The sequence below is a fragment of the Phycisphaerales bacterium genome (assembly GCA_020852515.1).
Taxonomy (GTDB): domain Bacteria; phylum Planctomycetota; class Phycisphaerae; order Phycisphaerales; family UBA5793; genus UBA5793.
This window is the reverse complement of the sequence record JADZAS010000002.1, coordinates 161654-186828: the sequence shown is the minus strand read 5'-3', so window position 1 is coordinate 186828 and position 25175 is coordinate 161654. Positions and strand designations below refer to the sequence as shown.

Sequence of the window (25175 nt, the reverse complement as noted above, 5' to 3'; positions counted from 1 at the left end):
GGTGGCACAGGCGGCGCCTTCGCCACAGACGGCATGAGTGGCAGACTCAGTCCAGCGCCCACCGGCCGAGGCGAAGCGTCTTGACGGCGTCGAGCACAACCGAGTCGAGGTATTCGATCAGTTCCGGTTCCGGTCGGCGGTACTTATCGTCCCCCACAGACTGCCAGAGGACGAAGCCGTCGCTGCCGCCAACCCACGCGCCGAGAATGTGATTGTGCATCTGCTCAGGCGTGAGCCAGTCGCCCTCGTGACCGGAGATGCCCCAGTAGACGATCCGAGGATTCAGGTACGTGAGCACCAGCGGCCGCTTACCGGTCCGGTCCCTGACCAGTTCGGCGATGCGCACGGCTTCGCGCGTCTTATCGATCACGAGGGCTTCAATCGTCTCGTGGCGCGGATCCGATTCGTCAACCCCTGTATACCCGTAGGGGCACAGTACATCCACCTCGTCCCAGAGCCAGAGCGACTGGTCATTCACCCAGCGCCGGGTCGCGTTCTGCGGCGACCAGCGGTCTGCGTAGATGTTGCTGTAGTAGCCCCAGGAGGCCTCGGGACGCATGGCGCGGGCAATCCCGAGCGAGCGGAGGTAGAACTCCTGAACGTAGGGCAGGTAGATTTCCGCCGCGAGATCCTCGGCCTGCTTGTAGGTGAGTTCCGGGTGGAGTTGGAGTTGCGCCTGGATGCGGATCTCGCGGAACTCTTCGTAGTTCTTGTTGTAGAGCGACAGCGGCCAGGATTCGAAGTCCAGAATGGCAATGCCCGTGAACCCCTCGGGAATCTTGCGTTCAATGGCGCTGGTCAGCGCATCGATATGGCACTCCATGTCCACGTACTCCGGCCCCAGTTCGTTGATGCAACTGGCTTCGTAGTCGTAAAGCACAACCGTGTTGTCGTGGAAGCCGATTCCCTCGGGCTGGTAGTTGCCGCTCCAATCGCCGGTCGCCTGCAGAACCATCTCATAGTTCTGGCGCCTGACTTCGCTCTGCCCGAAAGCGGGCTGATAAACCATGCCTGCAACGACGCCGGTCGCGCAAAGCGCGAATCTCACACCAATCTGCACGGGCCCCCCCCTCGTTTGCCTTCGTAAAAAGGAGTCGGTCTCACTCAACTCTTCCGCTGCCTCAATTGCAGCGGTGACTGTACTCGATTTGCGGCCCCATCGCAACGGTTTTTCAGGACGTTGGCGCAATTTATGCGCTAAACTGTCCGCCTTTTCATGGCTTGCGACAATTAAGCCAGATCAACTTCAAAGAAGTTGCCGGAAGCCGATCTCGACCACGGCCTGTTTCACCCGCGTCTCGAGAATCTGGATGTACTCGGACTCGGTGTAGCGGCCTGGTTCGTCTCCGACGGCCTGCCACAGGATGAAACCGTCGGCGCCGCCGGCCCAGGCTGCCTCGAAGATACGGTCGATCTGCGGCTGAGCGAGCCAGAGGCCCTCGTAGGTGGAAAGGCCCCACCGCACCACGCGCGGATTCACGTAGGTGAAGACATATGGCCGGTAGCCCGTTCGCTGCTTGACGCCATTGGCCAGCCGCACGGCCTCCGCAGACTTGTCGGCAATCAGTGACTCGACCGTGATGTGTCCGGAATCCACCTGGTAGAGCCCGACGTAGCCGTAGGGGCAGATCGCATCGACCTTGTCCCAGAGCCAGTTCGACTGGTTGTTCACCCAGCGCCGGTAGCCGTTGGCCGGCTCCCAACGATCGGCGTTGACGAGGCTGTAGAAGCCCCACGTCGCCTCCGGGCGCATGGCCTTGGCTGTTTCATACGACCGCAGGAAGAAGTCCTGGACGTAGGGGAGGTACTCCACCGCGGCCTGCCGCTCGGCCTGCTCGTAGGTCCAGCCGGGGTGCAAGTCCAGTTGGCGCTGGATCCGCGGGTCACGGATGTGCGGCCAGTTCACGTTGTAGAGCGAAAGGGGCCACGCCTCGTAGTCCATGACGACCAGACCGTGGTAGCCGGTGGGCACGTGTTCCCGGATCGCCGAGCGCAGTTTCCGCAGGTGCGCCTCCATGTCCATGAACTCGGGACCTTGAAGGTTGACCTCGCCTGCAAAATGCTGGTAGAGAATAATCGTGCGGTCAGTGAACCCGATGGAATCGCCCGTGTAGTTGCCGCTCCATTCACCGCTGGTTTGAAGAATGAGTTTGAAGTCCTTCTTGTTGACGCGATTCTGTCCCAGTGCCTGCTGCGAGGAGGCGACGCCTAGAGCGATCACCACCACTGCGCAAGCGCAGTGAATTGCTTTCATCATCGGAAAGGTTCCCTCGATGGTGGTTCTGGTGAGTAGCCGTTACCTGGTGCACCCTCGACCAGTGGCTACGTCTAGCATACCACCATGCCAAAGTCTGTCTAGCGTGATCACCCTAGGCGACGCGGCATTAAGATTCGCACATGCGTTATTGACGCGTCAGGCGTGAAGTTTTTTTCATTAGGCGAGATTAATTCTGCAACTTTTTCGGCGACGCGCGCATGAGCGCGTCCTACACCGCGCCGCGAGCGCGCAGGAGACGAAGAAACGTGGCTGAACTTAAGCCTCCGATCATTCTCATCGGCAACGTGCGATCCGGCACGTCGATGACGGCTTTTTGCTTTGACCAGTTCAAGGACATCGTCATCTGGCGCGAGCCGCGCACCGTTTGGACGATGGGCAACGCCGAAATGGGGCATGACCGCTTCACCGAAGCGCAGGCTACTCCGGCCGTGGTGGAGCGCATCCGCGATGCGTTTCTCAAGTATCAGGAAGAGAACGACGGCCGGCGCGTAATGGAGAAGACGCCGAGCAATTGCCTGCGCGTGCCGTTCGTCCAGCGCGTGTTTCCTGAAGCAAAGTTCATTCATCTTGTTCGCGACGGGCGCGACAACGTCAGTTCATGCCTCCAGCGATGGTCCATGCCCATTAATCAGAACCGGCTCAAGCGGAGATTAAAGGAAACGCCGGTGTGGGAGTGGCCCGCCTATCTGCCTCGCTTCCTGCACGATCGGTTGATCGGGCCGCTGCGCGGCACGCGGCGCGTGAAGAGCTGGGGCGTGGTCTACCCCGGGATGTATGAGGACCTCAAGGCTCGCGAGCTCGTGGAGGTCATCGCCATTCAGTGGGTCCGGTGCATCGAAACTGCGCAGCAGGACTTGGCCAACGTGGACCGGACCCGCTGGATCGAGTGCCGCTATGAGGATTTCGTTGCCGACCCGCAGCGGCAGTTTAGCCGGTTCTGCGCGCACGTCGGCCTCGCGCCGACCGATCAGGTGCGGGAGTACCTGGCCACGACGATCAGGCAAGACGCCGTGCAGGCCTGGAGGCAGCGGCTCACGCCTGAGCAGTTGGCCCTTATCACGCCGATACTTGAACCGACGATGACGCGTCTGGGTTATCGTCTCGACGAATCGGCCGCCGGAAGCGGCGAGGTCGCCTGAACCGAGTGAGCAGAGGATCGTGGCCGTCATGTCCCAAGCGGATCAGACGATCGCCCAAGCACCGCCTCCCCCGCCCCCTCACCCGCGCTCGCGCAGCGCCGGGGGCGGTACGTCGCGGCAACTGATCAAGAACAGCCTGTCCTCCTACGCGCGCCTGCTGGGCACGTTCACGGTCGGGCTGATCGTCACCCGGTATCTCATCCAGGCGAACCACCTCGGCGCCGCCGGCTTCGGCCTGTTCGTGCTGCTCATGTCGAGTGTGGGGATCATCAACATCCTGCAGTCCACGGTGCGCGCCGCGCTGGTGCGCGAATTGAGCAGTGCATTCCACGGCGGCGAGGCGCAGGAGATCCGCTCGGCCTTCACCGCCGCGTTCGCCAGTTGCGTGATTCTCGGCATCGCCCTGGGTGGTCTGATGGTGGTGTGCACGCCGCTGGCGCTGTGGGTGTTTCAGTTCGGCCCCGCGTTCGCCAGCCAGATGTGGTGGTCGTGGGTGACGCTCAGCGCCTACACCGCCTGGGTGGTGATGACCTCGCCGTTCATCACGCTGCTCGACGCCACGCACCGCATTCCGCAGCGTAACCTCGAAGCGCTGATGGAGCGATTCGCCTCGCTGGTGGCCGCCGGGTTTGTCTTCTCGCAGCAGTGGGGGCGCGACTATCCGCTCATCTCCTACGTCGCGGCGAACTGCGGGTTCACGGCGCTCGTGCGGCTTGGCTTTGGCGCCTGGGCGTACGTGACCGCGCCGCAGGTCAATGTCGAGCTGAAGACCCTGCGCTTTGATCGCGTTCGGGATATCTTCTTTCTCGGCGCCCACGTGGGCAAGGGCGAGATCGCCACGAACCTCTACGACCGCACGAATCAGTTGCTCATCAACATTTTCCTTGGGGCCACGCTCAACGGGCTCTTCGGCGTGGTGGTGCTGCTGGTCGGCTACACGAAGCAGATCGCCATGGGCATCTCGTTCGGCATCGAGCCGATGGCCGCGAAGTTTTCGCACAGCGGGCAGGGCGCCAGGGAGCTTGTGGGCAGCCTCGTGCTGGCGATCGCGCGGGTGCAGTCGGGCGTGATCTTCCCCATCATCGCCGTGCTCTTCATGATGGGCCAGATCCTGGTGAACATCTGGCTGGGTGACCGGTTCTCGATCCAGCGCTTCGCCGCCAATCGCGACATCGCGCAGATGCTGATGATCCTGCTCGTGGGCAGTCCATTTTTTGTCATCATGCAGGGACCGCTGCGGATCATGCTCGGCGCCGGTGACGTGAAGGCCTACGCGAACCGGCTGCTGCAGGCGGGGATTCTGCAGGCGTGCGTTGCCGCGCTCATCCTGTGGTTCGTTCCCGACATCGTTCATCACTACTACTGGAAAAAGGAGTTGGCCGCGGCGCTCCAGCCGTGGGGCGCGATGATGGGCCCGGCTCCGCTCGTCGCCTCAGCGCACGCGAAACTCCTGGCCGAGAACGCAGCGATGTACGCCGTCGCCGCCAGCATGAGCCTCATCTACCTGCTCGTATACGGCCTGTACGTGCCGGTGCTGGCCTGCAGGCTCTACAACCTGAGGCTGCGCGACATGTACATCGGCGCCCTGATGCCCGGCGCGCTCATCGGGGCGGTGATCGGCGTACTTCTGGCGGCCTGGCGCTGGTGGATCGAGAACTGGAACATCTGGCTCGTGCTGCTCGGGCTCGCACTGGCGGCCGTGATCGCCCTGCCGCTCTTCTGGCTGTTCGTGCTGACCGCCACCGAGCGCAAGCGTCTGGTGCAGATCATGCGGCGGCGCCGTGCATGAGTTCTGCGGCGGAATTGCGGTCGGTCGTAAACCGTTCGAGTGATCGATCCGTCAGGATCAGCCGTGATTTCGGCCGATGCGCGGGCGCACCCAGTTGAGGAGGTACTTGAGCGTCGAGTCGCGTCGCGTCGAAGCGACGTAGCGATAGGAGCGCCACGCCCAGGGCACGAGCGTCACCAGCGACCACAGCACTCCAAGCGGCGCAAAGGGCGTGCGCTGCCGCTCGTATCCAAGGGTGCGAATCCACTTGCGCGCGATGAGGTTCATCCAGAACAGGTCAACGGCCGACAACTCCGGCCGGGCCCCGCCGGGAAACGACGTGTTGTCCGTCGGGACCAGTCGCTCGATCGGCTCGATGGGCAGGCCGAAAAACTCCTGCAGGCACTGGATAGCCCCCGACTCCGGAGCCGTGAGCTCCTCGAAGGAGATGAGCAGCGTCTGACGCGGATAAACATCGCGAGCCTTGAGTGCCGCGCGCGCGTACCCCCGCCAGACCATCGCGCAGCCAAACGGGTGGTAGACCTCCTGGAAGGCCTGCCGCACCTCGGCGGGCTTGCGATCTCCCTGATGCTTGTAGGACAGCATGAAGTCGTACGGATTGCGCACGAGCACGAGCATGCGCAGATCCGGGGCTTGCGCGATGATGCGGTCGATCCAGAGGACGCTGTGCGGAGTCTTCTCGACGAAGGTCGCCTTGCCTTCGCGACGCGCGATCTCGCGGCCGTAGGTCGCGAAGACCTCGTACGGGGTCGGGCGCGGCGGCAACTGCCGGGCGACCGCCTCGATGATCTCGCCGCCATGCTGAGAGGTCACCTTCTTGAGGTGACCCGGTCCGTCGCCGACGAAGTGCTTGAAGCCGTTTCGCAGCGACTCGAGGACCATGGCGGTCTCTTCCCGGCTGTAGCGGCCGTCGGATTTGGGCGGCAGGTAGCGGCGTCCCCAGAACAGCGACTCGCCAAACACCGCGGCCTGCGAGTGCTCGTTGAGGCACTTGCCCGTCCATGTCGTTCCGCCGCGCGACATGCCGGCAATGACAAGCAGCGGACCGTGCCGTGTGTCCGCGGCCTGAGGCGGAGATTCCGGGGTTGTCTCGGCCATTGGGTGCAAGCCTGCCACGGTGCCTACCACTGGAGAGCGGGAGCATTATAGATTGCCCGCAGGCGGTGATGATCGGCGAGCCTGCCCATGCTCCTGCACCAGGCGACCTCGCTGAGGGTTCGTTCGCACCCCCGGGACCAGACCGGTTTGACACTTTGACCGTCCGGCGCGTCGGCTCTATGATTGCAGTCTCGAAAGCCAAGGCCAATACAGGGCGCGGCCACCGCCGCGCCACCGGACAGGAGTGCTCTCATGCCCCGCGTTTGCGATATCACTGGAGTCGGAACCACCCGCGGCAACCGGGTCCGTTACCGCGGTAAGGCCAAGTACCTCGGCGGGATCGGCAAGAAGGTCACCTCCATCTCTCGCCGCACGTTCAAGCCCAATCTCCAGGATGTCACCTCCCTGGTCGACGGCGTGCCGACCAAGCTGCGCGTCAGCGCCCGGGCGATCAAGTCCGGCCTCGTCGTCAAAGCCCCCAAGCGCAAGCACACCTACACCGCGCAGCAGAAGAAGAAGCAAGGTTGAGCCGCGGCGGCAGCAATCGCTCACACGCGCCCTGACCGGCTGGTCGGGGCGTATGCGTTTTTGGGCCGGGGGGAGTCGTGAAGCCACCCGATCCGGCCAACGCCGGCGAAGCGCGGGAGTCGTGGCAAAATGGGCGATCTTCGACGAATCTTCCGGTTGTCGCGACAAATCACTCGTTTTGGTTGACCCGATCGCGGTTTGGTGTAGATTTCACTTGCTGAATCGTGATGGTGGACCGTTTTCGGGTCCGGACCTGAGGAAGTGGTTATCGGCAGTCACATCTGACACGCGCGAACGCAGAAATGCGCGCCGCCTCAAAGCGATGCGCAGCGGTTGCGAGCGTCTCGTGCCACGCTAGCTCTGCCGAATGCGCCTTCGGGCGAAGTGCGAGCGCACCTTTTCCGGTCCCGAGCGGACAACAGATTCGTGCCGGATCGATCATCGGTTCCATGAAGAGGGGCGCCCGGCGGCTGGAAGAGTGTGACGCAAACCTATCGCAACAACGATGTGCAGAACGTGCTCGACGCCACGGACCTCGTCCGGCTCATCGGCGAGCACGTCACGCTCAAGCCCTCCGGCCGTGAGTACAAGGGCCTGTGCCCCTTCCACGATGATTCGAACCCCTCGATGTTCGTCGTGCCTCACAAGGGCATCTTCCACTGCTTCGCGTGCGGCACGGGCGGCGACGCCCTGCGCTTCGTACAACTCCATCAGCATGTCGAGTTCGGCGAGGCGCTGCGCTACCTCGCAGACCGCGCCGGCATCGAACTCAAGCCGCGCCGAGCGGCCGCCGCCGGCGAAAACGCCGGCGCCGACGATGCAGCCGAGGGGTTCTCGACCACGCAGATCGTCGAAGCCCATCGCCAGGCGCTGTCCTTCTACCGAACCCTGCTGCGCCACGAGCGCCACGGGTCGGTGGCGCGCGCGCTCTTCGCCCAGCGCGGCATCAGCGATGCGATGATCGATCGATTTGAACTCGGCACCGCGCCAACGGATCCGGAGGTGCGCGACGGCCTGGCCCGCACCCTGTTCGCCAAGGATGTTCATCCCGCCGTCTTCGAAGCCATCGGGCTGCTGCTCAGCAGGCGCGACGGCGGAGGATTCATCGATCGCTTCCGCAATCGGCTCATCTTCCCCATCCACGATGAGCACGGCCGGCCCATCGCGTTTGGCGCGCGCAAGATCGATCCCGAAGATCAGCCCAAGTACCTCAACAGCCCCGAGCATCCGCGCTTCAAGAAGTCGCGCACGCTCTATGCACTCCACCTGGCCAGGCCCGCGATCCAGAAGAGCAGGACCGCCGTCATCGTCGAGGGCTACACCGACGTCATCGCCTGCCATCAGAACGGCGTGGAGAACGTCGTCGCCACACTCGGCACGGCGCTCACCGACGACCACGCCCGCGTGCTCTCGCGCCTGTGCGAGCGCGTGGTGCTCGTGTTCGACGGCGACGTGGCGGGACAGAAGGCGGCCGACCGCGCGGTCGAGGTCTTCTTCGAGTCGCCCATTGACGTGCGCATCGCGGTATTGCCCGGCGGCGTCGATCCGGCTGAACTCTTCGGGCAGGCGGAGGGCACCCAGACGTGGCATCGCGTCATCGGTGAAGCAGTCGATGCGCTCGAGTTCCTCTTCGCCTCGCTGCGCAGCCAACTGGCCGGCGGAGATGCCGGACTTTCGGGCCGGCAGAGACTCATCGAGTCGTTCCTGGAGCGCCTTGGATCGCTCGGATTCCACCGCATGACGCCGCTGCGCCGCGATCTGATGCTCGCGCGGCTCAGCGAGATCGTGCAGTTGCCCGCCGAAACACTGCTGCGCTCTATTCCCCGGCCGAGGCCGAAGGTGGAGACGCGCGAGCCGGCCCAGAGTGAGGCTGGCGCATCGCTTCCAGCCGTGGAGCCGCGGCGGATCGAGGCGGAGATGCGAATCATCGCCTGCCTGCTGCACGCCCCGTCGCTGATGGGCGGCATGAAAGGCTCGGATGAGGCGCTCAGCGCCGAAATGTTCGCCTGGCCGCCGGCTCGCAGCCTGCTCGTCGCAATGAGGGCCCTGGAGGCAGACGGCGGGCGGCGCGGCTCGGCGGTTCCGGCCGGGCTGGATGCCGCGCTGGCCAACGAGGCGACGTCGTGGATGATGCGCCTGCAGCGTGAGGTCGGCGAGGGGCCGCAGGCCATCGCCGAGCACTTCACCGAATACGTTCGCGCTCTGCAGCGTCTGCGGCAGGTTGATGCATATCACGCGCAGGCGGCGCCTCTGGGCGCGCCGAGCGCCGATCTGGATCACGTGGAGTCGCGGCTCAAGCAGTTGCGAGCCTTAGGCGGGCATGGCGTCCGCGTGGCGCGTCGCTCGAGTCTGCCGTCGGAAAGCGCCGAGCGAGCCGGCGTCGCGGGGGGTTGAAGCGTCGGGGGGACAGGTCGGAAGGAGAGAGTGGCCGTGGTTGACCGAATGCATCCTGCCGTGACCAAACTGATCGACGCCGGCCGCCGGCGCGGTTGGGTCAGTTTCGAGGAGATCAACGACGAACTTCCCGACGAATTCGTCGATCAGGACCGCGTGGCCGAGTTGCTCGGCCATTTCGACCGCCTGTCGATCGAACTGATCGACGAGCCCGAGGCGCGCGCGCGCGGCGGCCGACGGCCGGCGCGTCAGGCTCCTGACTTGTCGCCCGTGAAGCCGTCGAACGGCGCCGCGCATGCCGCGTCGCCGTCGAAGTCCGCCGCCGCCGGGCACGCGGCGCGCCGCGACCGGCCGCGCGCCGACGAGTGGCCGCTGCTCAACGCCAATGGCGAGCCGAGCTGCCACGACCTCGAAGCGAGTGAATTCGACGACCCGGCCGAACTGGCGGCGCTGGCCGCCAATCTGGTGGGCGACAGCCGCTCGATCGACGATCCGGTGCGGATGTACTTTTCGCAGATGGGCTCGATCGAACTGCTCACGCGCGAGCAGGAAGTGCGCCTGGCCAAGAAGATCGAGACGACGCGCATGATCTTCCGCCGCCGCGTACTCGAGTGCGATTACGCCGCGACCCAGTCGGCGGAACTGCTCGAGCGCGTGCATCGCGGCGAGTTGCCGGTCGATCGAACGTTGCGGATTTCCTCGGTCGAGGAACACCAGAAAGAGAACCTCTGCCGCTGCATCCCGGGAAACCTGGCGACGATCCGCAAACTCATGGAGTTGAACGCCGCCGACTTCGAGGCGCTGCGGGACGGCAAGTTCACCCGGACCCAGGAGCGGGCCGTGCGCGACGCGATGCGTCTGCGGCGGCGGCGGATTGCGACGCTGCTCGAAGAGTGCCAGCTGCGCACCAGCCGCATCCAGCCGATGCTCAAAAAGATGCGGAGCATCTGCACGAAGATGCAGGAACTCCAGTCGGAAATTCTCCGCATCGAAAAGTTCCCCGACCGCTATCAGCCGGAAGACGCTCTGGTCATCCGCGATGAACTTGAAGGCCTGTGCGAACTCGTGCAGGAAGAGCCCGACGAACTGGCCGCCCGGCTGCGCCAGATTGACCGCGTCGCGTTCGAGTACGAACAGGCCAAGCGCGACCTCTCGTGCGCGAACCTGCGCCTGGTGATCTCGATCGCCAAGCGGTATCGCAACCGCGGCCTGCCGTTCCTCGATCTCATCCAGGAAGGCAACACGGGGCTGATGCGCGCCGTGGACAAGTACGAATACAAGCGAGGCTACAAGTTCTCGACGTATGCCACGTGGTGGATCCGCCAGGCCATCACGCGGTCGATCTCGGAAAACGCGCGAACGGTGCGCGTGCCGCTGCACATGCTCGAACTCGTGGCGAAGATGCGGTCGGCCGCCCGCGACATGGTTCAGGCCGACGGCCGCGAGCCCACCGTGGAAGAACTCGCCGAGCGCACCGGGATGTCGCCCGCGGACGTGCGCAAGGTGATTCGCGTCGGTCGTTCGCCCGTCAGCCTCGATCGGCCCGTGGGAGAGAACGAGTCGGCCAGCGTCGGCGAATTCATCATCGACGAGAGGACACCCAGCCCGGTTGAGGCGGCTGCGCACGACGCACTGCGAGCCCGCATCGAAAACGTGCTCAAGACGCTCACCTACCGCGAGCGCGAGATCATCAAACTTCGCTTCGGCATCGGGGACGGGTACACCTACACGCTCGAAGAGGTCGGCCGCATCTTCAAGGTCACGCGCGAGCGCGTGCGGCAGGTCGAAGCCCGCGCCATCCGCAAGCTGCAGCACCCGGTGCGCAGCCGCAAGTTCGTCAGTTTCCTGGAAACCTGATCGCTCAGCCGTCCGTTCGAACTCGCTGACGGAATACTGACGCGTCTCTCATTCGCACCTGCGGATGAGAGACGCTACCGTTTGGCGAGTGGGACTGGTCGAAGCGGAGCCATGCATGCGACAGCGACTTGCCGCGATTCTCGTTTTCGTTGGGCTGGCTGCGCCTGCGGCATCGGCGCAGGTGCGAATCGAGCCGGGCACCGACGGCCGCGCCCTGCCGGCCGCCGCCGAGCCCGTCATTCACACGCTGGCCATCCTGCCCGATCGCACCGCGGGTCGCGACTGGGGCATGCCGTATCTCGCGCGAGCGGTGGCGGATCTGAATCGCATTCAGCCGCAGGCGGTGTTCACGATCGGCGACATGGTGCAGGGCTACACCCGCTCGATGGCCCGCTACGACGGCGAGGTCGATGCCTATTTCGCGCTCATCGATCAACTCCGCGCGCCGTGCTATCCGATCGCCGGCAATCACGACGTGATTTCCGGCTTCCGCTCGCCCGACGATCGCCAGTTCGAAGAGCGCTACAAGCAGCGCTTCGGCCCGCTCTATTTCGCCGCGTACCTCGACTTTGCCAGCGTCATCGCGCTCTACAGCGATGAGCAGTTGCAGTCGGCGCCGCGCCTGAGCGATGGGCAGATCGAGTGGGCGACGGCGCAGATCCGCGCGGCCGCCGAGCGAGCCAAGCCTCTCATCGTCCTCATGCACAAGCCGCTGTGGCGCTACCGCGACGCCCAGTGGGAACGGATCCACCAGGCGCTGGCCGAGGTGAGGCGAGGCGGCGCGCCGGTGCTCGTCGTCGCCGGCCACTTCCACAGCCTGCAGCGCGATGCCGATCGCGACGGCGTGCAGTACCAGATCGTCGGCACCTGCGGCGGAATGATCGACCAGGGCCCGCTCGCCGGCCAGATGCAGCACCTCGCGCTGCTGCGCATCACCGAGGGCGGCGAGATGAATCTCTTCTTCCAGGGCGTCGGCGCCACCCTGCCCGATGACTTTCTTCTCGCCGAAGATCAGACGCGGGCGTTTCGCCTCAAGGGCGATCGCACGGTCGAGTGCATCACCGTGCTCGATCAGCCACTGCGCGGCCCGGTGAGCGGCGAGGTGCGGTTCCGTTTCACCAACCCGGTTGACGTGCCGATCCGAATCACCGGCGGTCTGCTCGACGCGATGCCCGAGCCGCGGATCATCGGCGACTGGACGCTGGTGGACCGCACGCCTGGCGACATTCTCAACCCATACGTGAGCGACGTCGCCACGCCGTTTCGCCAGGTGGGGGAGATGGAGCCGGTGACGATCGAGCCGGGGAAGTCGGCGGAGGTCGAACTCGAAGTGCGTTGCGAAGCGCAGCCTCGCATGATCATGCCGCCCGAGTTCCGCTTTACTGCGACGTTTGAAGATTCTCAAGGCCGAACTGTCCCGGTCGAGTTGCGCAGCCGCGCGCCGCTGAAGATGCGCTACGTCTTAGGCCCGTACGGCGCCGTGGACATGATGGCCTGCGCGTGGAACTATGATGTCTACGACCTGCCCGAGCCGAATCCGGAGATCGGGCTTTCCGTGCACGAGGGGAATCTGAACATCGCCATCGCAGCGCGCGATGGCGTGCCCTGCTGGCTGGCGGAGCCGGACCCCACGGTCCGCGTGACCAACCCGCCATCGGATGCAGTGCTCGTGCGCATCGGCGCGGGTGAATCGCAGCGGCTGTATCTGATCGAGCCAATGACCAGCGATGCGCAAAAGCCCGCGTGGCGCGCGACGGCGCATCCCGTGCCCGGCGAAGACCGTGAATTCACCTACACGCTTGAGCCCGAGCCGCGCATCATGTGGGAGACGATTCAAACGGAAAGCGGCTACGGCGTGGTCATTCAGGCGCCGCTCGAACTGGTCGGCGAGCCGGGGCAGGAAGTGCCCTTCAACATCGAGATCGCCGACAACGACGAGACGTATCACACGCAATGGCGGCGCTGGGCCGAGCCGCGCGCCGGCAGCACGATCATTCTGCCGAGCCGGTTCTGACGCGGATGCAGCGAGCTGCTCGATTACCGGCTGATCACTTTGGCGGAATTGATCTTCGGCGCGTTGCCCGAGCGGCCTTCCTCCTGGCCGGCCGAGCGCGTCGCGGCGATCTGATCGACCACCTCGATGCCGTCGATCACGGCCCCGAAGGCGGTGTACTGCCGGTCGAGATGCCTGCAGTGCTCGCGGCCGAGGCAGATAAAGAATTGGCTGCCCGCCGAGTCCGGGTCGCTGCTCCGCGCCATCGAGAGCACGCCCTTTTCGTGCTTGCGGTCGTTGAACTCGGCCTTGACGGTCCAGCCCGGACCGCCGGTGCCGTCGCCGCGCGGGCAGCCGCCCTGGATGACGAACTGCGGAATGATGCGATGGAACGTCAGCCCGTCGTAGAAGCCCTGCTCGACGAGTTTCAGGAAGTTCGCGGCGTGGTTGGGCGCGACGTCATTCCAGAGTTCGACGGTGATCGTGCCGAATTCGGTGTCCAGTTCGACCTGCGGGTATTCAGGCATGGAATCGTCCCCTTGAAGTCTGTGCATCTCCCGCCGAGGCGGGGCGGTGAAGGTGAGCGTAGGCACGCGAACGGAGAATCGCGCCAACAATGCCTCGTGCTGGGCTTTGTCGTTCTGACGCTGTTTGCTTACGCCGCGGCCGTCGGCCTGGTCCTGCTGATCAACGAGCGATTGCTCGGGATGAGCGGCTTTACCGACTGGCCCATCGCGTGGTTTCTCTGGTGCGTCGCCTGCTGGCCGGGCGTGGCCGCGGGCGTCATTGCCCGCTGGAGCGGGGCTGCGTCGCAGCGAACGCTGATCGCCGTGCACGCCGGCAACGCCGTGCTCATCTTCGTGCTGATGGAGTTGTCGTACCTGCTCGCCAGCGACACGCCCTTCTACATCGCCATGATGTGCGAAATCGTGCTCGTGTATGTCGCCATCTCGCAGGCAAAGAAGTGAGCGGCGCGCGGCTGAACTACTTCTCGCCGAGCGTCTTCTTGCGCCGCAGCACGTGGTGGTAGTGCTGCGCGAACCGGTGCGCCTCGTCGCGGATCGCCTGGCACAGGCGCAGGCCAAGGTTGTCGCGGCCGAGCCTGATCGGCTCGCTCTGGCGCTGGATGTAGATCAACTCTTCCTTCTTGGCCAGCGAGATGACCATCGGCGGCTTGACGTCCAGCGTCTCGAATGCTTCGAGCGCCGCGTGTAACTGGCCGAGGCCGCCGTCGATGAGAATGACGTCGGGGTACAGTTCATGCCCCTGGCCGGCTTCGCGATAGCGGCGTGAAACGACTTCGCGGATGGCCATGTAGTCGTCGTTGTCCACGCTACGGATCTTGTAGCGGCGGTACTCGTCCTTGAACGGCCGCCCATCCACGAAGCAAACTTTCGAGCCGACCGTCTCGCCTCCCTGCAGGTGTGCGATGTCGATGCCTTCGACGCAGCGGATGTCCTGTTCGAGTTTGAGCGTGCGCTTGAGGCTGCGGAGGCTGCGCTTGGGGTCGATGCCGACCATGAGTTCGGCTTCGGGCTGCCATCCGTCGGTGATGCGGCCGCGATCATCGAGCTTCTCGATCGCTCGAACCTGATCGCGCAGAATGGCCGCGCGCTCGAACTCCAGATTGGCGCTGGCCTGCTCCATCTCGTCGCGCAGTTCGCGAAGCATCGCCGAGCGCTTCGATTCGAGAAAGCGCATGAAGCGGCGGATGTCTTCGCGGTATGTTTCCTTGTCGATCTTGTTGGCGCACGGCGCCGTGCACTGGCCGATCGTGTAGAGCAGGCAGGGGCGGAACGTGCTGTTCTTCGGATCATCGGCGAGAATGTCGAGACTGCACGTGCGGTACTTGAACACGCCCTGGAGCATCTTGACCGCGTCCTGCAGCGCGTAGCCGGTCGTGAACGGCCCGTAGAACTTGGCGCCCTTGAGTTTCGGATCCGACGGGTTGCGCGTGATGAATACGCCGGGGAAGTCATCGCGCACGGTGACGGCAAGGTACGGAAAGGTCTTGTCATCGGTCAGAAATGCGTTGAAGCGCGGGTGCAGATCCTTGATGAGCCGGTTCTCGGCGAGCAGCGCTTCCCACTCCGTTTCGCAGTCGATGGTGTCGAAGTCGTGCACGACGTCGAGCATCGGCTGCTTGCGCGGGCCAAGGTCTGTCGAGGGAATGAAGTAGGAGCTGACGCGATCGCACAGCCGGCTCGCCTTGCCGACGTACAGAACCCGGCCCTTGTCGTCTTTCATGAGGTAGACGCCGGGCGCGGCCGGCAGGCCACGGGCCTTGCGCAGCAGATCGGGAATGCGGGATTCGGGCGGGGGCATCGTCAAATGAATGGTACGCGAATCCGGGCGGGTTCTGTTCGATGCGTGCCGTCGCTGACGTTGAAATGGCAGCGTTTTGCCCGATTCGCTCCGGCGGGGTCGCGGCGCGCGATTGACTCGCATTCCGCTCCGGCGTATTTTGAGCATGGAACAGAAGATCATCAGCGACGGCATCACCTTCGACGACGTCCTGCTCATTCCCCGCCGTTCCGATGTCCTGCCCTCGGGCGTGGACACCTCCACCCGGCTCACCCGCAACATCCGAATCAACATTCCGCTCGTCAGCGCGCCCATGGACACGGTGACGGAGTCGTCTCTGGCGATCGCCCTCGCCCAGGAAGGCGGCATCGGCATCATCCACAAGAACCTGAGCATCGAAGACCAGGCGCGCGAGGTCGTGCAGGTCAAGCGATCGGAAAACGGCGTCATCACCGACCCGGTCACGCTCAGCCCGGATCAGCCTGTCTCCGTCGCCCTTGATCTGATGGAGAAGTTCCACGTGTCGGGCTTCCCGGTGACCGTGAACGGCGCGGGGCATGGCAAGGTCGTGGGCATCCTCACCCGGCGTGACATCAAGTTCCTCGAATCGCGAGACCAGCGCGTGCGCGAGGTCATGACCAGCGACCATCTGGTCACCGGGCCGAGCAACACGACGCTCGAACTGGCCAAGGACATCCTGAGCCGAGGCAAGGTCGAGAAGCTGCTCCTCGTCGATGACTCCGGTTGCCTGACGGGCATGATCACGATGCGCGACATCGACAATCTCGAGCAGCACCCGCTGGCCTGCCGCGACGATCGGGGCCGGCTGCGCGTCGGCGCCGCCGTGGGCGTGCACCAGTACGACCGGGTCGAAGCGCTCGTGGGGGCCGAGGTCGATGTGATCATCGTCGATACGGCGCACGGCCACAGCGAAAACGTGCTGAGCACGGTGCGCTCCATTCGCGAGCGGTTCGACATCGAGATCATCGCCGGCAACATCGCCACAGCCGAGGCGGCGCGCGACCTCATCGAAGCCGGCGTGGATGCGGTGAAGGTCGGCATCGGCCCGGGTTCGATCTGCACGACGCGCGTCGTCACCGGCGTGGGCGTGCCGCAGATCAGCGCCATCTTCAACGCCTGCAGCGCCGCCGACAGCGAGGGCATTCCCGTCATCTCCGATGGCGGCGTGCGCTCATCGGGCGACATCGCCAAGGCGATCGCGGCGGGGGCGTCGAGCGTGATGATGGGCTCGCTCTTTGGCGGGCTCGAAGAGTCGCCCGGCGAAATCGTCATCCGCCGCGGCCGGCGCTACAAGTCCTACCGGGGCATGGGATCGGCCGGGGCCATGGCCAAGGGCTCGGCCGACCGCTACGGCCAGAAGAGCGACACGCCCAGCAGCAAGTTCGTCCCCGAAGGCGTCGAGGGCCTGGTGCCCTTCCGCGGCAAACTCGCCGACTTCGCCTACCAGATGGTCGGCGGCGTCCGCGCCGCGATGGGCTACTGCGGCTGCCAGACGATCGAAGACCTCCGCACGCAGGCCCGTTTCACCAAGGTGAGCAGCGCCAGCCTCGTCGAATCGCATCCGCACGACATCACCATTACGCGTGAAGCGCCGAACTACACCGTGGACACCTACATGATGGACGGCTGAGTTGCCGCTCCAGCGCCGGCGGCTCTTTGGCCGAAGGAACGCACAGGAGCACGCACATGGCCGACCTCAACGACATGCTCGCCGCCTGGCGGCAGCGCACCGCACGCGTCGATCAACTCGACAAACTCTTCATCATCGGTTGCGGCAAGTCGGGCACGACCTGGCTGCGCCACATGCTCAACGGGCATCCGCAGATCGTGGTGCAGGGCGAGGGCTCGTTTGCCTGGCGCCTGCTGCCGCACTTCTTCCAGGCCATCGATGCGTTCAACGCCCACCAGCAGCAGGGCCAGCCGCCGGTCACGCACTTTGACCCCGGCGATCGCGCCGTCATGGCCCGACTGCTCATCGACACGCAGTTTGCCCGCTATCTCGAACACGCGCGGCAGGAGGGGCGGGACCTGTCGGCCCTGCGCTACGTCGGCGACAAGACGCCGCAGCACACCATCGCCATCGGGCCGTTGAGTGCGCTGTATCCGAACTGCCGGTTCGTGCACATCATGCGCGATCCGCGCGATGTCGCCGTGAGCGGCTGGTTCCATGACGGCAAAGACTCCGGCCGCACGTTTGAGCAGTTCATCCGGCACTACATGAACGAAGTCTGGCCGCTGCAGGTCGGCTCGGCGCGGCGCGATGGCCCGCCGCTGGGGGCCGGGCGCTACTTCGAACTGCGCTACCGCGACCTGCTGGGCGATGAAGAACTCTGGCTGCGCCGAATCCTCGATTTTCTCGAAGTCGATGCGACGGGCGACATCATCTCGCGCTGCCGCGAGGCGGGTTCGTTCAAGCGGCTCTCTGGCGGGCGCGAGCGCGGCCAGGAGGATGCGAGCAACTTCTATCGCAAGGGCGTGGCGGGCGACTGGCGCAATCACCTGCCGCTCGAACTGGCGCAGGAGTGCTGCGACCGCATCGCCGACCTTATGCGCAGCGCCGGCTACGACCCGGATTGCAGCGAAGCGCTGGCCGGGGCGGGACAGCGGACTTGAGGCGCCTTGGGGGCTGCACCTGAGATCATCCGCGTCGGCGCTCGCCTGAGGGCGGCGTCAGGCGAATCCGCAACGCGGCGCCTGCCGGCGTGTACACTACGCTGCGATGGCTGAGAACCCACATGAAGGCTGCAGGGGCGCCGTGGTCGAAGCGACGCTTTGGGAGCGCCGGCCACGCGGGCGCGCCGCCGGTTCACGAATCACGATGCTCATCGCGCGCGCTATCGCGTGGCCTTCCGGGCGCAAAGCCTTCCTCCAGACCACGGCACCCTGGATTCACACACGGTTCGCAGCCCGACCCATGATCGCCGTGATGGCGCCGGCGGCGATTCTCGCGCCGGCGCTGCTTCTGGCGCCGCTGCTCACGGGTTGCAGCCCGGGCTTGGCGGGGATCGATCGGCAGGCGTCGAAGATCATTTCCGCGCGAACCGAGGCGCTGGGCGGCAACGCGGTGGTGCCCACCTACGAGCACCTCGACCCGGTCCGGGCCGAGGCGGATCAGATTCGCCACACCGAGCAGAACACCGAGTCGTTTCCGGAGACGCGCAATCCGGCTGCGTCGGAACTGACCATCGAGCGGGCCGACCCCCGCCGCACCGTGCAGGCTCTGCTTGATCGCTACAAGGACCCTGATCCCGCGATGCAGCGCTTCACGCTCGAGCAGACGCTCAAGTACGCCGTGGAGAACGCGCGCGAATACAAGACCGCCAAGGAAGAACTGCTGCTGGCGGCGCTGCGGCTGCTCACGCAGCGGCACCTGTTCGGGCCGCGGTTCTTTGATGAGGTGACGGCGTCGTTCGACGGCGATCCGGAGGATGGCGATTACGAAATCGCCGCGCGTCTCGTCAACGAGTTCCGCGTGACGCAGCGGCTGCAGTCCGGCGGCGAACTGTCGGCCCGGGCGCTGGTCAACGCCACCGAGCAGCTGCGCCGCCGCGTCGGCGATCCTGAGAGCGAGTCCCAGTCGGCCAGCATCATCCTCTCGGCGAACATCCCGCTGCTGCGCGGCGCCGGCGATGTGGCGCAGGAGTCGCTCATCAGCGCTGAGCGGCAGATGGTCTACTCCACGCGCACTTTCGAGCGCTTCCGCCAGCAGTTCCTCTTCAACATCGCCACCGACTACTTCGACCTGCTCCGCGCCCAGGCGCAGATCGAGAACGCCCGGCGCGTCCTCGCCAGCCGCCAGGCCCTGTACAGAGAGACCGAAGCGCTCTACCAGCGCGGCCGGCGAGCCCAGTTCGAATTGAGCGAGACGCAGGCGCGCGTGCTGTCGAGCGAAAACAGCCTCGCCGACCAGCGCGACCGCTACATCGTGCAACTCGAGCGGTTTCGCATCCGCCTCGGCCTGCCGCCGGACAATCCATACCTGATCGACACCATGTCGTCGTTCGACCTGCCGGTGCCCGAACTGGACGTCGTCGAAAGCGTCCGTCGCGGCCTGCTCTACCGCCTCGATCTCCAGACGACGCGGGACCAGCTCGACGACTCTCGGCGCGGCGTGGCCAACGCGCGCAACGACCTGCTGCCGGATCTCGATCTGAGTGCGTCGATGACCATTCCCACCGATCCTTCGCTTACGCGCGCCGGCCTCCAACTCGATGACGATGAGATCGGCTACTCCGCCTCGATCACCTTCGGCCTGCCCATCGACCGCGAGATCGAGCGCATCGGTCTGCGCCAGGCGACGATCGACCTCGAGCGGGCCCGCCGGGACGTGCGCGAGACGGAGGACAATATCGAGTTGAGCATCCGCTCAGCGATGCGCGACATCCAACTCGCCCTGTTCAGTCTGCAGATTCAGAACGAGAGCATCCGGATCATCCGCCGGCGCATCGAGGGCCTCGAACTCCGCCGGGCGGATGTCACGGCGCGCACGCGCATCGACGCGCAGGATGAACTCTCGGCGGCTCTGGACGCCCGTGATGCGGCGATCCGCAACCTGCGCGTGGCGATCATGCGTTACCTGCTGGAAACGGGGCAGTTCCGCGTGGACGCCGACGGCCAGTTCATCGCGCCGCCGGGCATGGAGCAGCTGACACCAGAGGAAGCCGAGGAGCTGTACCAGATGGGTACCTCCGGCGAGGCGGTCTTCGGGGGGCTGCAGGCGCCGGAAGGCGAGCAGCCGGGAGATGAACCCGAAACAGCCCCTCTGGACCCTGGCCAGCCTTGATTTCACTCCAACAATCGCAATCCGAGCAGCGTTTCATCGGTAAGATTGACTGATGACCAGAACTGCACCTGATATCCACCGAAAACCGCCCGCCCGGCACGCCCTGCTGCTCAAGGTCCTGCTCGTGCTCGGGGTGATCGGCGGCCTCGGCGGCACCGCCATCGTCTATTCCCTGAACCGGGGAGCCCCCGGCGACGACGTGGCGGTCGATGACCGCTATCGCGTCGCCGAGATGAGTTTCGAGATGACGATCCCCGCGACCGGGGAACTCGAGGCCCTCAATTCGGTTGAGATCCGCAACCTCGTCGAGGGCCGTACCGTCATCAAGTGGATCATCGACGAAGGCAAGCGCGTGGCCAAGGGCGATCTGCTCGTGGAACTCACCAGCGACGAGATCGTCAACCGCATCGAAGAGGAGACCCTGCGCGTCGAGTCGGCCAAGAGCGAATTGGTCTCGGCGCAGGAGTCCGTCGCGCTTCAGGAGAGCCAGAACCGCTCCACGGAGAGCAAGTCCCGCCTGGCCGTGGAACTGGCCCAACTCGAACTTGATCGCTGGCAGCAGGGTGAGGTCGCCACCCGCCGCAAGGATATCGAAGTGCGCCTGCAGCTGGCCATCCGCAACGCCGACCAGCGCAAGAAGGACTTCGAGAACTCGGAGATGCTCTTTCGCGAAGGCTTCATCAGCGAGAGCGAGTACGTCACCGACCAGAACCGGCTCGACGAGGCCAAGGCCGAACTCGAAAAGGCCCAGCTCGCCAAGCAGATCTACGAGGAGTACGAGTACCCGAAGGACTACAAGGTCAAGAAGAGCGACCTCGACGAAGCGATGGCGGAACTCGATCGCGTCGTCTCCGCCAATTCACGCACGCTTGAGCAGAAGAAGGCCGACCTGATCAACAAGGAGCGGCAACTGACGATCCGCGAATCGCGCCTGGCCAAACTCCAGGAGCAGCTGGCCGCCTGCTCGATGACCGCGCCCGGCGACGGGCTGGTGGTCTACGGCTCGAGCGTGGGGCGCAACCCGTGGCGGCGTGATGAGCCGCTCCAGATCGGCCAGGAGGTCTACAACAACCAGCTGCTCATCATCCTGCCCGACACGAACCAGCTCGTCGCATCGGTGCGCGTGCACGAAACGCAGTCCAACCGCGTGCAGGTGGGGATGCCGGCGACGGTGCGAATCGACGCCAATTCCAAGCTGCTGCTCGCCGCGAAGGTGCGCAACGTCGGCGTCATGGCCGAGCAGGCGGGCTTTGGCAGCCAGGTCCGCGAGTACACGATCCGCCTGCTCATCGAGGGCGAGAATCAATGGGACCTCAAGCCGTCGATGCGCTGCAAGGCGGAGATTCTGCTGGGCCGGGTTGAGAACGTCCTCGCCGTGCCGATTCAGGCGGTCTACATCGAGCGCGGCAAGGCATATGCGTGGGTGCCGGCTGGATCGTCCAGGTGGAAGAAGCAGCCAGTCACAACCGGCCGCAACAGCGAAACGATGATCGAGATCAAGTCCGGCCTTGAACCCGGCGCGATCGTGCTGCTGCGACCGCCCACGCCCGGCGAGATCGAAGGCTGACGCCATCCGCGCCGCCCCGGCGCGTTCGACTGCATGTCCATCATAGAAAAAGAACTACGCAGCACCTGAGTGAGAGAAGTGCTGCGTAGCGATTGGTGGGCGATGCGATGGGCAGGCGTCAGGCGTTCTGGCGCCGACGACGGCCTCCCGCAAGGGCAAACGAGCCCATAGCCAGCAGCGCCATGCTGCCGGGCGTGGGGATGACCCCGATGCTGGCGATGCGGAAGTCGGTCGCCAGTACCGGTTCGAGGAAGACGGCGACGCCCTGGATCGAGGACATATCCAACTGACCGATCCCGGCAAAGTCTTCAAACGCGAAGTGCAGGATCTGCGGCCCGGGATGATCCATCGAGAGCGACAGGCTCGCGAGGCTGTTGCCGTCCGAGATGGAAACGGTCACCGGCATGGCCTGGTTGTTGGCGTAGTCGAACAGGTCGAACGCCACTGCGATTTCGCTCATGTTGCTGAAGTCGGCGTTCAGGCCGGCTCCATCCCCGTCATAGAGCAGGTTCCAGTCGCCCTCGGCGCCCGAAGACGACGAGTAGTCCATGACCATGCCGAAGTTCGGCACGATCGCCGCTGTGATGTAGTCCAGACCGTGCTGCGCGAGGAACGTCGCACGAATCGTGGAATGCCTCGATCCTCCGAGGACGTTGTTCAACCCGGTCTCGTGGATCTCCACCGTCGAAATTTCATCGACCGTGACCGGCCACGGAGTGGGGTCGTCCACATCGGAAAAGTCGTCGATGAGGAATTGCGCTGAAGCAGTGCTGGCGAACATGGCGCCCAGCGCTGAAACTGCAACAGCTCGTTGTAGTATGTTCACGTTGCTTCTCTCCCTTCTTCTTGAAATGTTCTCTCTCTCCCGCCACGCATAGACATTCTGAACGTGGATCGTTGGATTATGCGTCCCCGGCAACGAGTCAAACTGAGTATTTACCTAATCGTGCGGTCAATTTCATGGCTGCCTCCTCTTTCCGATTTGCTGCCAGTTTGAGAAAGCGGACGCCGGCCCAAGGGAGGCTCAGGCAAATGCTCAGGGCGGAGACAAAAAAACACCCGCGCCGCACCCCGGCGAGGGTGCGGCGCGAGATAGCGCGCGGCTGATCGAATGCGAAGCGTCAGTTCCGGCGAGTGCGGCTGCACCGCCGACCGCCGATCGCCGCAGCGCCGAAGCCCAGCAGGGCCAGGCTCGCCGGCGCCGGCACGCCGTAGATCTGCGTCAACCGGAAGTCGACGGCCACACCCGGGTCGAGAAAGACGCTGATGCTCTGCAGATGGGTGAGATCAAGCAGGCCGATGCCGGAGAAGTCCGACATGGCAAACACGAGCGTCTGCGGCCCCGGGCTGTCGAGCGACCTTGTGAGCAGCGCCGATTCGTTGCCGTCAAAGAGTGTCACCGAAACCGGCAGCGGCTGCCCGTTGGCAAAGTCGAAGCGGCCGAACTCGATCATGACGTCGGTGATGGCAGAGAAGTCTGCGTTCAGTCCGGCGCCGTCCTGGTCGTAGAGCAGATTCCAGTCGCCGCGCGCGCCAGCGGTCGAAGAGTAGTCGAGGATCATGCCGAAGTTCGGCACGATCGCGGCCTGAACAAAGTCGAGACCGAGAGTGTCGAGGAACGTGGCGCGGACGGTCGAATGCCGCGAGCCGCCGATGACGTTGGTCAGGCCGAGCTCGTGGATGTCGATCGAGTCGATCGTGGTGATGACGACGGGCCAGGGCGTCGGGTCATCCACTGAAGAAAAGTCGTCGATGAGGGTGTCCGCACAGGCGGCGGACGTCATGCCGCCCGCGATGGCGAAGATCGCGAGGCTGGCGCGCAATTGTTTCATGATTCTCTCTCCAATCTGCGACTGCGTCGCACGTGAGTATCCGGTACCTGCGGACCGGTTCCAACACTTGATTGTGCGCTTATGGGACAGGCTGTCAACGCGAAAGGCCGCGGAAGTGCTCGGATGAGGGTCATTTCCCTCATCTGATCTGGTTGACTGCTTTGGATATCCTGTAGACGGTGAACGTCTTAGCCGATCCTCCCGCCCCGACGTGCATCGTCTGCGGCTACGACCTGCGGGCCCAGCCGCCGCAGGGCAAGTGCCCCGAGTGCGGCACCGACGTCGAGCGCTCGCTGCATGGGTTCTGGCTGCGCTATTCGGATCAGCGTTGGGTTTCGTCGATGGCGCGCGGCGCCGGGTGGACATCGACTGGCTTGACGATTCTGCTTGCGGCCATCGCCGTGGAAGTACTGGTCTTCGCCGGCACGATGGTGATGAACGTCCGCGGTCAGTCGGCAACGCCGGCCGTCGTTTCCAATTGGCTGGTGGTCTTGGGCCTGCTGTTTATCGCCAGTGTGGTTGCAATCGTCGTTTCCGGAGCCGTGTTCGCGGTCGGGCTGTGGTGGTTGACCGAGCCCGAGCCGCGCGCCAGGAGCACCAAGCCGGTGCGCCCGATAGCGCTGCGCTCGCTGACGGTTGCGTTGGTGCCCGCGACGCTTTTTGTTCTTGCCAACGCGACGCGGTTCGGCAACCTGACGATGGGAGTGCCGGCGTGGGTGACGCTGCCGGTGCAGGCGGCCATGCCCACCATCATCGGGCTTCAGGCATGGCTGCTCCTTGCACACCTGCGAGCGCTCGAGCAGCGCTGCATTGGCTTCGATGAAGATCGCGACAGGCTGCTTCGAAAGTACCGACGAAACGTACTCGGCGTGACGATTTCGATGCTGGTGTTCAGTGTGCTGGGTTCGATGATGCTCGGGCGGCTCGTCGGCATCGGCCTGGTCATCATCATCATCGCCTGGATCGCGGCCGCGAGCCAGATCACTGAGACGCACAAGCGGATACGGTTCGAGTTGGCAGTTTCGCCCGGAACTGAACACGGGGGCCAGCCGCCGTGAGCTGGTGGTGGTGGCTTGGGATTGTGGTCGGTGGGCTGCTGGCCCTGCTCTTTGCCGCCGGAGCGATCGTTGCTCTGGCCATTTCGGCTCTCGCGCTCGTGAGCCTGCCGATGAGCATCTGGCAGCGATGGCGCGATGAACGCCGCCGCATCACCTGGCATGCGCCGGGGTTGGGAGATCTCAGCTCTCTCGATGGCAAAGCGTGGACCGCAGAGATTGGGGAACTCACGCTGATTGTTGACACGCACGGCGGGCCGCCATCGCCTTCGCAACTGCAGGCCTGCCGGCTGCTCTGTGCAGACCTGCAGCGCATCCGCAGTCTCGCTTTCGATTATCTCAAGGCTGACGGAACACTCGACTCCTGCCTCGGTCCCGGCGTGCAAGAACTTGACGTGACGCTTGCTTCGCTTCAACTCAAAGAGCACGGCCGCTTCACCGCAACACTTGAACACTCCAGCGACGTGTACACCGGCTACATCGTCGATTTCGTCGATGGCGCGGTGGTCGATTCCATGGTGATACACTGACGGTCGG

General features: G+C 64.6%; 20 protein-coding genes. 13 read left to right on the top strand and 7 right to left on the bottom strand.

The features are described 5' to 3' along the window. Window positions 1-46: 46 nt before the first annotated feature. Window positions 47-1048 (bottom strand): hypothetical protein, encoded by a 1002-nt coding sequence (locus tag IT430_00890; protein MCC6906471.1) that lies wholly within the window; start codon window positions 1046-1048, stop codon window positions 47-49. A 198-nt stretch (window positions 1049-1246) separates the two neighbouring features. Continuing rightward, window positions 1247-2257 (bottom strand): hypothetical protein, encoded by a 1011-nt coding sequence (locus tag IT430_00885; GenBank protein MCC6906470.1) that lies wholly within the window; start codon window positions 2255-2257, stop codon window positions 1247-1249. A gap of 266 nt (window positions 2258-2523) precedes the next feature. Here IT430_00885 and IT430_00880 point away from each other — a divergent pair, with 266 nt between their 5' ends. Beyond that, window positions 2524-3417, top strand: a complete 894-nt coding sequence (locus tag IT430_00880; protein ID MCC6906469.1) for a sulfotransferase — start codon at window positions 2524-2526, stop codon at window positions 3415-3417. Window positions 3418-3445: 28 nt separating this feature from the next. Then, window positions 3446-5206: a hypothetical protein gene (locus IT430_00875; GenBank protein ID MCC6906468.1), complete on the top strand. Its 1761-nt coding sequence runs from the start codon at window positions 3446-3448 to the stop codon at window positions 5204-5206. Between the two features lie 57 nt (window positions 5207-5263). Here the strand turns inward: IT430_00875 and IT430_00870 are convergent, their stop codons facing one another. Next, window positions 5264-6304: a sulfotransferase gene (locus IT430_00870; protein ID MCC6906467.1), complete on the bottom strand. Its 1041-nt coding sequence runs from the start codon at window positions 6302-6304 to the stop codon at window positions 5264-5266. Between the two features lie 252 nt (window positions 6305-6556). On the opposite strand from IT430_00870, the gene rpmB reads away from it, so the two are divergent. The 4 genes from rpmB (at window position 6557) to IT430_00850 (ending at window position 13097) form a co-directional block, all read left to right on the top strand. Further along, window positions 6557-6832: a 50S ribosomal protein L28 gene (gene rpmB, locus IT430_00865; protein ID MCC6906466.1), complete on the top strand. Its 276-nt coding sequence runs from the start codon at window positions 6557-6559 to the stop codon at window positions 6830-6832. Between the two features lie 480 nt (window positions 6833-7312). Beyond that, window positions 7313-9226, top strand: a complete 1914-nt coding sequence (gene dnaG / locus IT430_00860) for a DNA primase (GenBank protein MCC6906465.1) — start codon at window positions 7313-7315, stop codon at window positions 9224-9226. Window positions 9227-9274: 48 nt separating this feature from the next. Beyond that, window positions 9275-11083 carry a sigma-70 family RNA polymerase sigma factor gene (locus IT430_00855; GenBank protein ID MCC6906464.1) on the top strand — a complete coding sequence of 603 codons (1809 nt, stop codon included), beginning with the start codon at window positions 9275-9277 and terminating at the stop codon, window positions 11081-11083. A 115-nt stretch (window positions 11084-11198) separates the two neighbouring features. After that, window positions 11199-13097 (top strand): metallophosphoesterase, encoded by a 1899-nt coding sequence (locus IT430_00850; GenBank protein ID MCC6906463.1) that lies wholly within the window; start codon window positions 11199-11201, stop codon window positions 13095-13097. 23 nt (window positions 13098-13120) lie between these two features. Here IT430_00850 and IT430_00845 read toward each other — a convergent pair whose 3' ends face one another. Continuing rightward, window positions 13121-13603 (bottom strand): peptidylprolyl isomerase, encoded by a 483-nt coding sequence (locus IT430_00845; protein ID MCC6906462.1) that lies wholly within the window; start codon window positions 13601-13603, stop codon window positions 13121-13123. Between the two features lie 96 nt (window positions 13604-13699). On the opposite strand from IT430_00845, the gene IT430_00840 reads away from it, so the two are divergent. Next, window positions 13700-14044, top strand: a complete 345-nt coding sequence (locus IT430_00840; protein MCC6906461.1) for a hypothetical protein — start codon at window positions 13700-13702, stop codon at window positions 14042-14044. Between the two features lie 16 nt (window positions 14045-14060). On the opposite strand, the gene IT430_00835 is transcribed toward IT430_00840, so the two are convergent. Next, window positions 14061-15401, bottom strand: a complete 1341-nt coding sequence (locus IT430_00835) for an excinuclease ABC subunit UvrC (GenBank protein MCC6906460.1) — start codon at window positions 15399-15401, stop codon at window positions 14061-14063. A gap of 145 nt (window positions 15402-15546) precedes the next feature. On the opposite strand from IT430_00835, the gene guaB reads away from it, so the two are divergent. From guaB to IT430_00815, 4 genes are all read left to right on the top strand, one after another. Beyond that, window positions 15547-17031 carry an IMP dehydrogenase gene (gene guaB / locus IT430_00830; protein MCC6906459.1) on the top strand — a complete coding sequence of 495 codons (1485 nt, stop codon included), beginning with the start codon at window positions 15547-15549 and terminating at the stop codon, window positions 17029-17031. 56 nt (window positions 17032-17087) lie between these two features. Then, entirely contained in the window at window positions 17088-18014 is a 927-nt protein-coding gene (locus IT430_00825; protein MCC6906458.1) for a sulfotransferase, read from the top strand. 301 nt (window positions 18015-18315) lie between these two features. Next, window positions 18316-20184 (top strand): TolC family protein, encoded by a 1869-nt coding sequence (locus tag IT430_00820; protein ID MCC6906457.1) that lies wholly within the window; start codon window positions 18316-18318, stop codon window positions 20182-20184. Window positions 20185-20236: 52 nt separating this feature from the next. Then, on the top strand, window positions 20237-21751 hold the full coding sequence (locus tag IT430_00815) for an HlyD family efflux transporter periplasmic adaptor subunit (protein MCC6906456.1): 1515 nt from the start codon (window positions 20237-20239) through the stop codon (window positions 21749-21751). 118 nt (window positions 21752-21869) lie between these two features. Here the strand turns inward: IT430_00815 and IT430_00810 are convergent, their stop codons facing one another. Both IT430_00810 and IT430_00805 read right to left on the bottom strand, forming a co-directional pair. After that, complete coding sequence (locus IT430_00810) at window positions 21870-22532, bottom strand: hypothetical protein (GenBank protein MCC6906455.1); 663 nt, start codon at window positions 22530-22532, stop codon at window positions 21870-21872. A gap of 340 nt (window positions 22533-22872) precedes the next feature. Next, entirely contained in the window at window positions 22873-23583 is a 711-nt protein-coding gene (locus IT430_00805; protein MCC6906454.1) for a PEP-CTERM sorting domain-containing protein, read from the bottom strand. 179 nt (window positions 23584-23762) lie between these two features. On the opposite strand from IT430_00805, the gene IT430_00800 reads away from it, so the two are divergent. Both IT430_00800 and IT430_00795 read left to right on the top strand, forming a co-directional pair. Beyond that, window positions 23763-24641 (top strand): hypothetical protein, encoded by an 879-nt coding sequence (locus tag IT430_00800; GenBank protein ID MCC6906453.1) that lies wholly within the window; start codon window positions 23763-23765, stop codon window positions 24639-24641. Then, entirely contained in the window at window positions 24638-25168 is a 531-nt protein-coding gene (locus IT430_00795) for a hypothetical protein (GenBank protein MCC6906452.1), read from the top strand. Before IT430_00800 ends, IT430_00795 begins: the two co-directional genes overlap by 4 nt. Window positions 25169-25175 lie beyond the last annotated feature (7 nt).

Excerpts from the sequence above, each read along its gene's own strand:
- guaB (MCC6906459.1), top strand. The coding sequence starts at position 15,547 with ATGGAACAGAAGATCATCAGCGACGGCATCACCTTCGACGACGTCCTG.
- IT430_00875 (MCC6906468.1), top strand. The coding sequence starts at position 3,446 with ATGTCCCAAGCGGATCAGACGATCGCCCAAGCACCGCCTCCCCCGCCC.
- IT430_00810 (MCC6906455.1), bottom strand. The coding sequence starts at position 22,532 with ATGTTCGCCAGCACTGCTTCAGCGCAATTCCTCATCGACGACTTTTCC.
- IT430_00850 (MCC6906463.1), top strand. The coding sequence starts at position 11,199 with ATGCGACAGCGACTTGCCGCGATTCTCGTTTTCGTTGGGCTGGCTGCG.
- IT430_00885 (MCC6906470.1), bottom strand. The coding sequence starts at position 2,257 with ATGATGAAAGCAATTCACTGCGCTTGCGCAGTGGTGGTGATCGCTCTA.
- IT430_00855 (MCC6906464.1), top strand. The coding sequence starts at position 9,275 with ATGCATCCTGCCGTGACCAAACTGATCGACGCCGGCCGCCGGCGCGGT.
- IT430_00805 (MCC6906454.1), bottom strand. The coding sequence starts at position 23,583 with ATGAAACAATTGCGCGCCAGCCTCGCGATCTTCGCCATCGCGGGCGGC.
- IT430_00870 (MCC6906467.1), bottom strand. The coding sequence starts at position 6,304 with ATGGCCGAGACAACCCCGGAATCTCCGCCTCAGGCCGCGGACACACGG.
- IT430_00815 (MCC6906456.1), top strand. The coding sequence starts at position 20,237 with ATGACCAGAACTGCACCTGATATCCACCGAAAACCGCCCGCCCGGCAC.
- IT430_00835 (MCC6906460.1), bottom strand. The coding sequence starts at position 15,401 with ATGCCCCCGCCCGAATCCCGCATTCCCGATCTGCTGCGCAAGGCCCGT.
- IT430_00845 (MCC6906462.1), bottom strand. The coding sequence starts at position 13,603 with ATGCCTGAATACCCGCAGGTCGAACTGGACACCGAATTCGGCACGATC.
- IT430_00825 (MCC6906458.1), top strand. The coding sequence starts at position 17,088 with ATGGCCGACCTCAACGACATGCTCGCCGCCTGGCGGCAGCGCACCGCA.
- IT430_00820 (MCC6906457.1), top strand. The coding sequence starts at position 18,316 with ATGATCGCCGTGATGGCGCCGGCGGCGATTCTCGCGCCGGCGCTGCTT.
- rpmB (MCC6906466.1), top strand. The coding sequence starts at position 6,557 with ATGCCCCGCGTTTGCGATATCACTGGAGTCGGAACCACCCGCGGCAAC.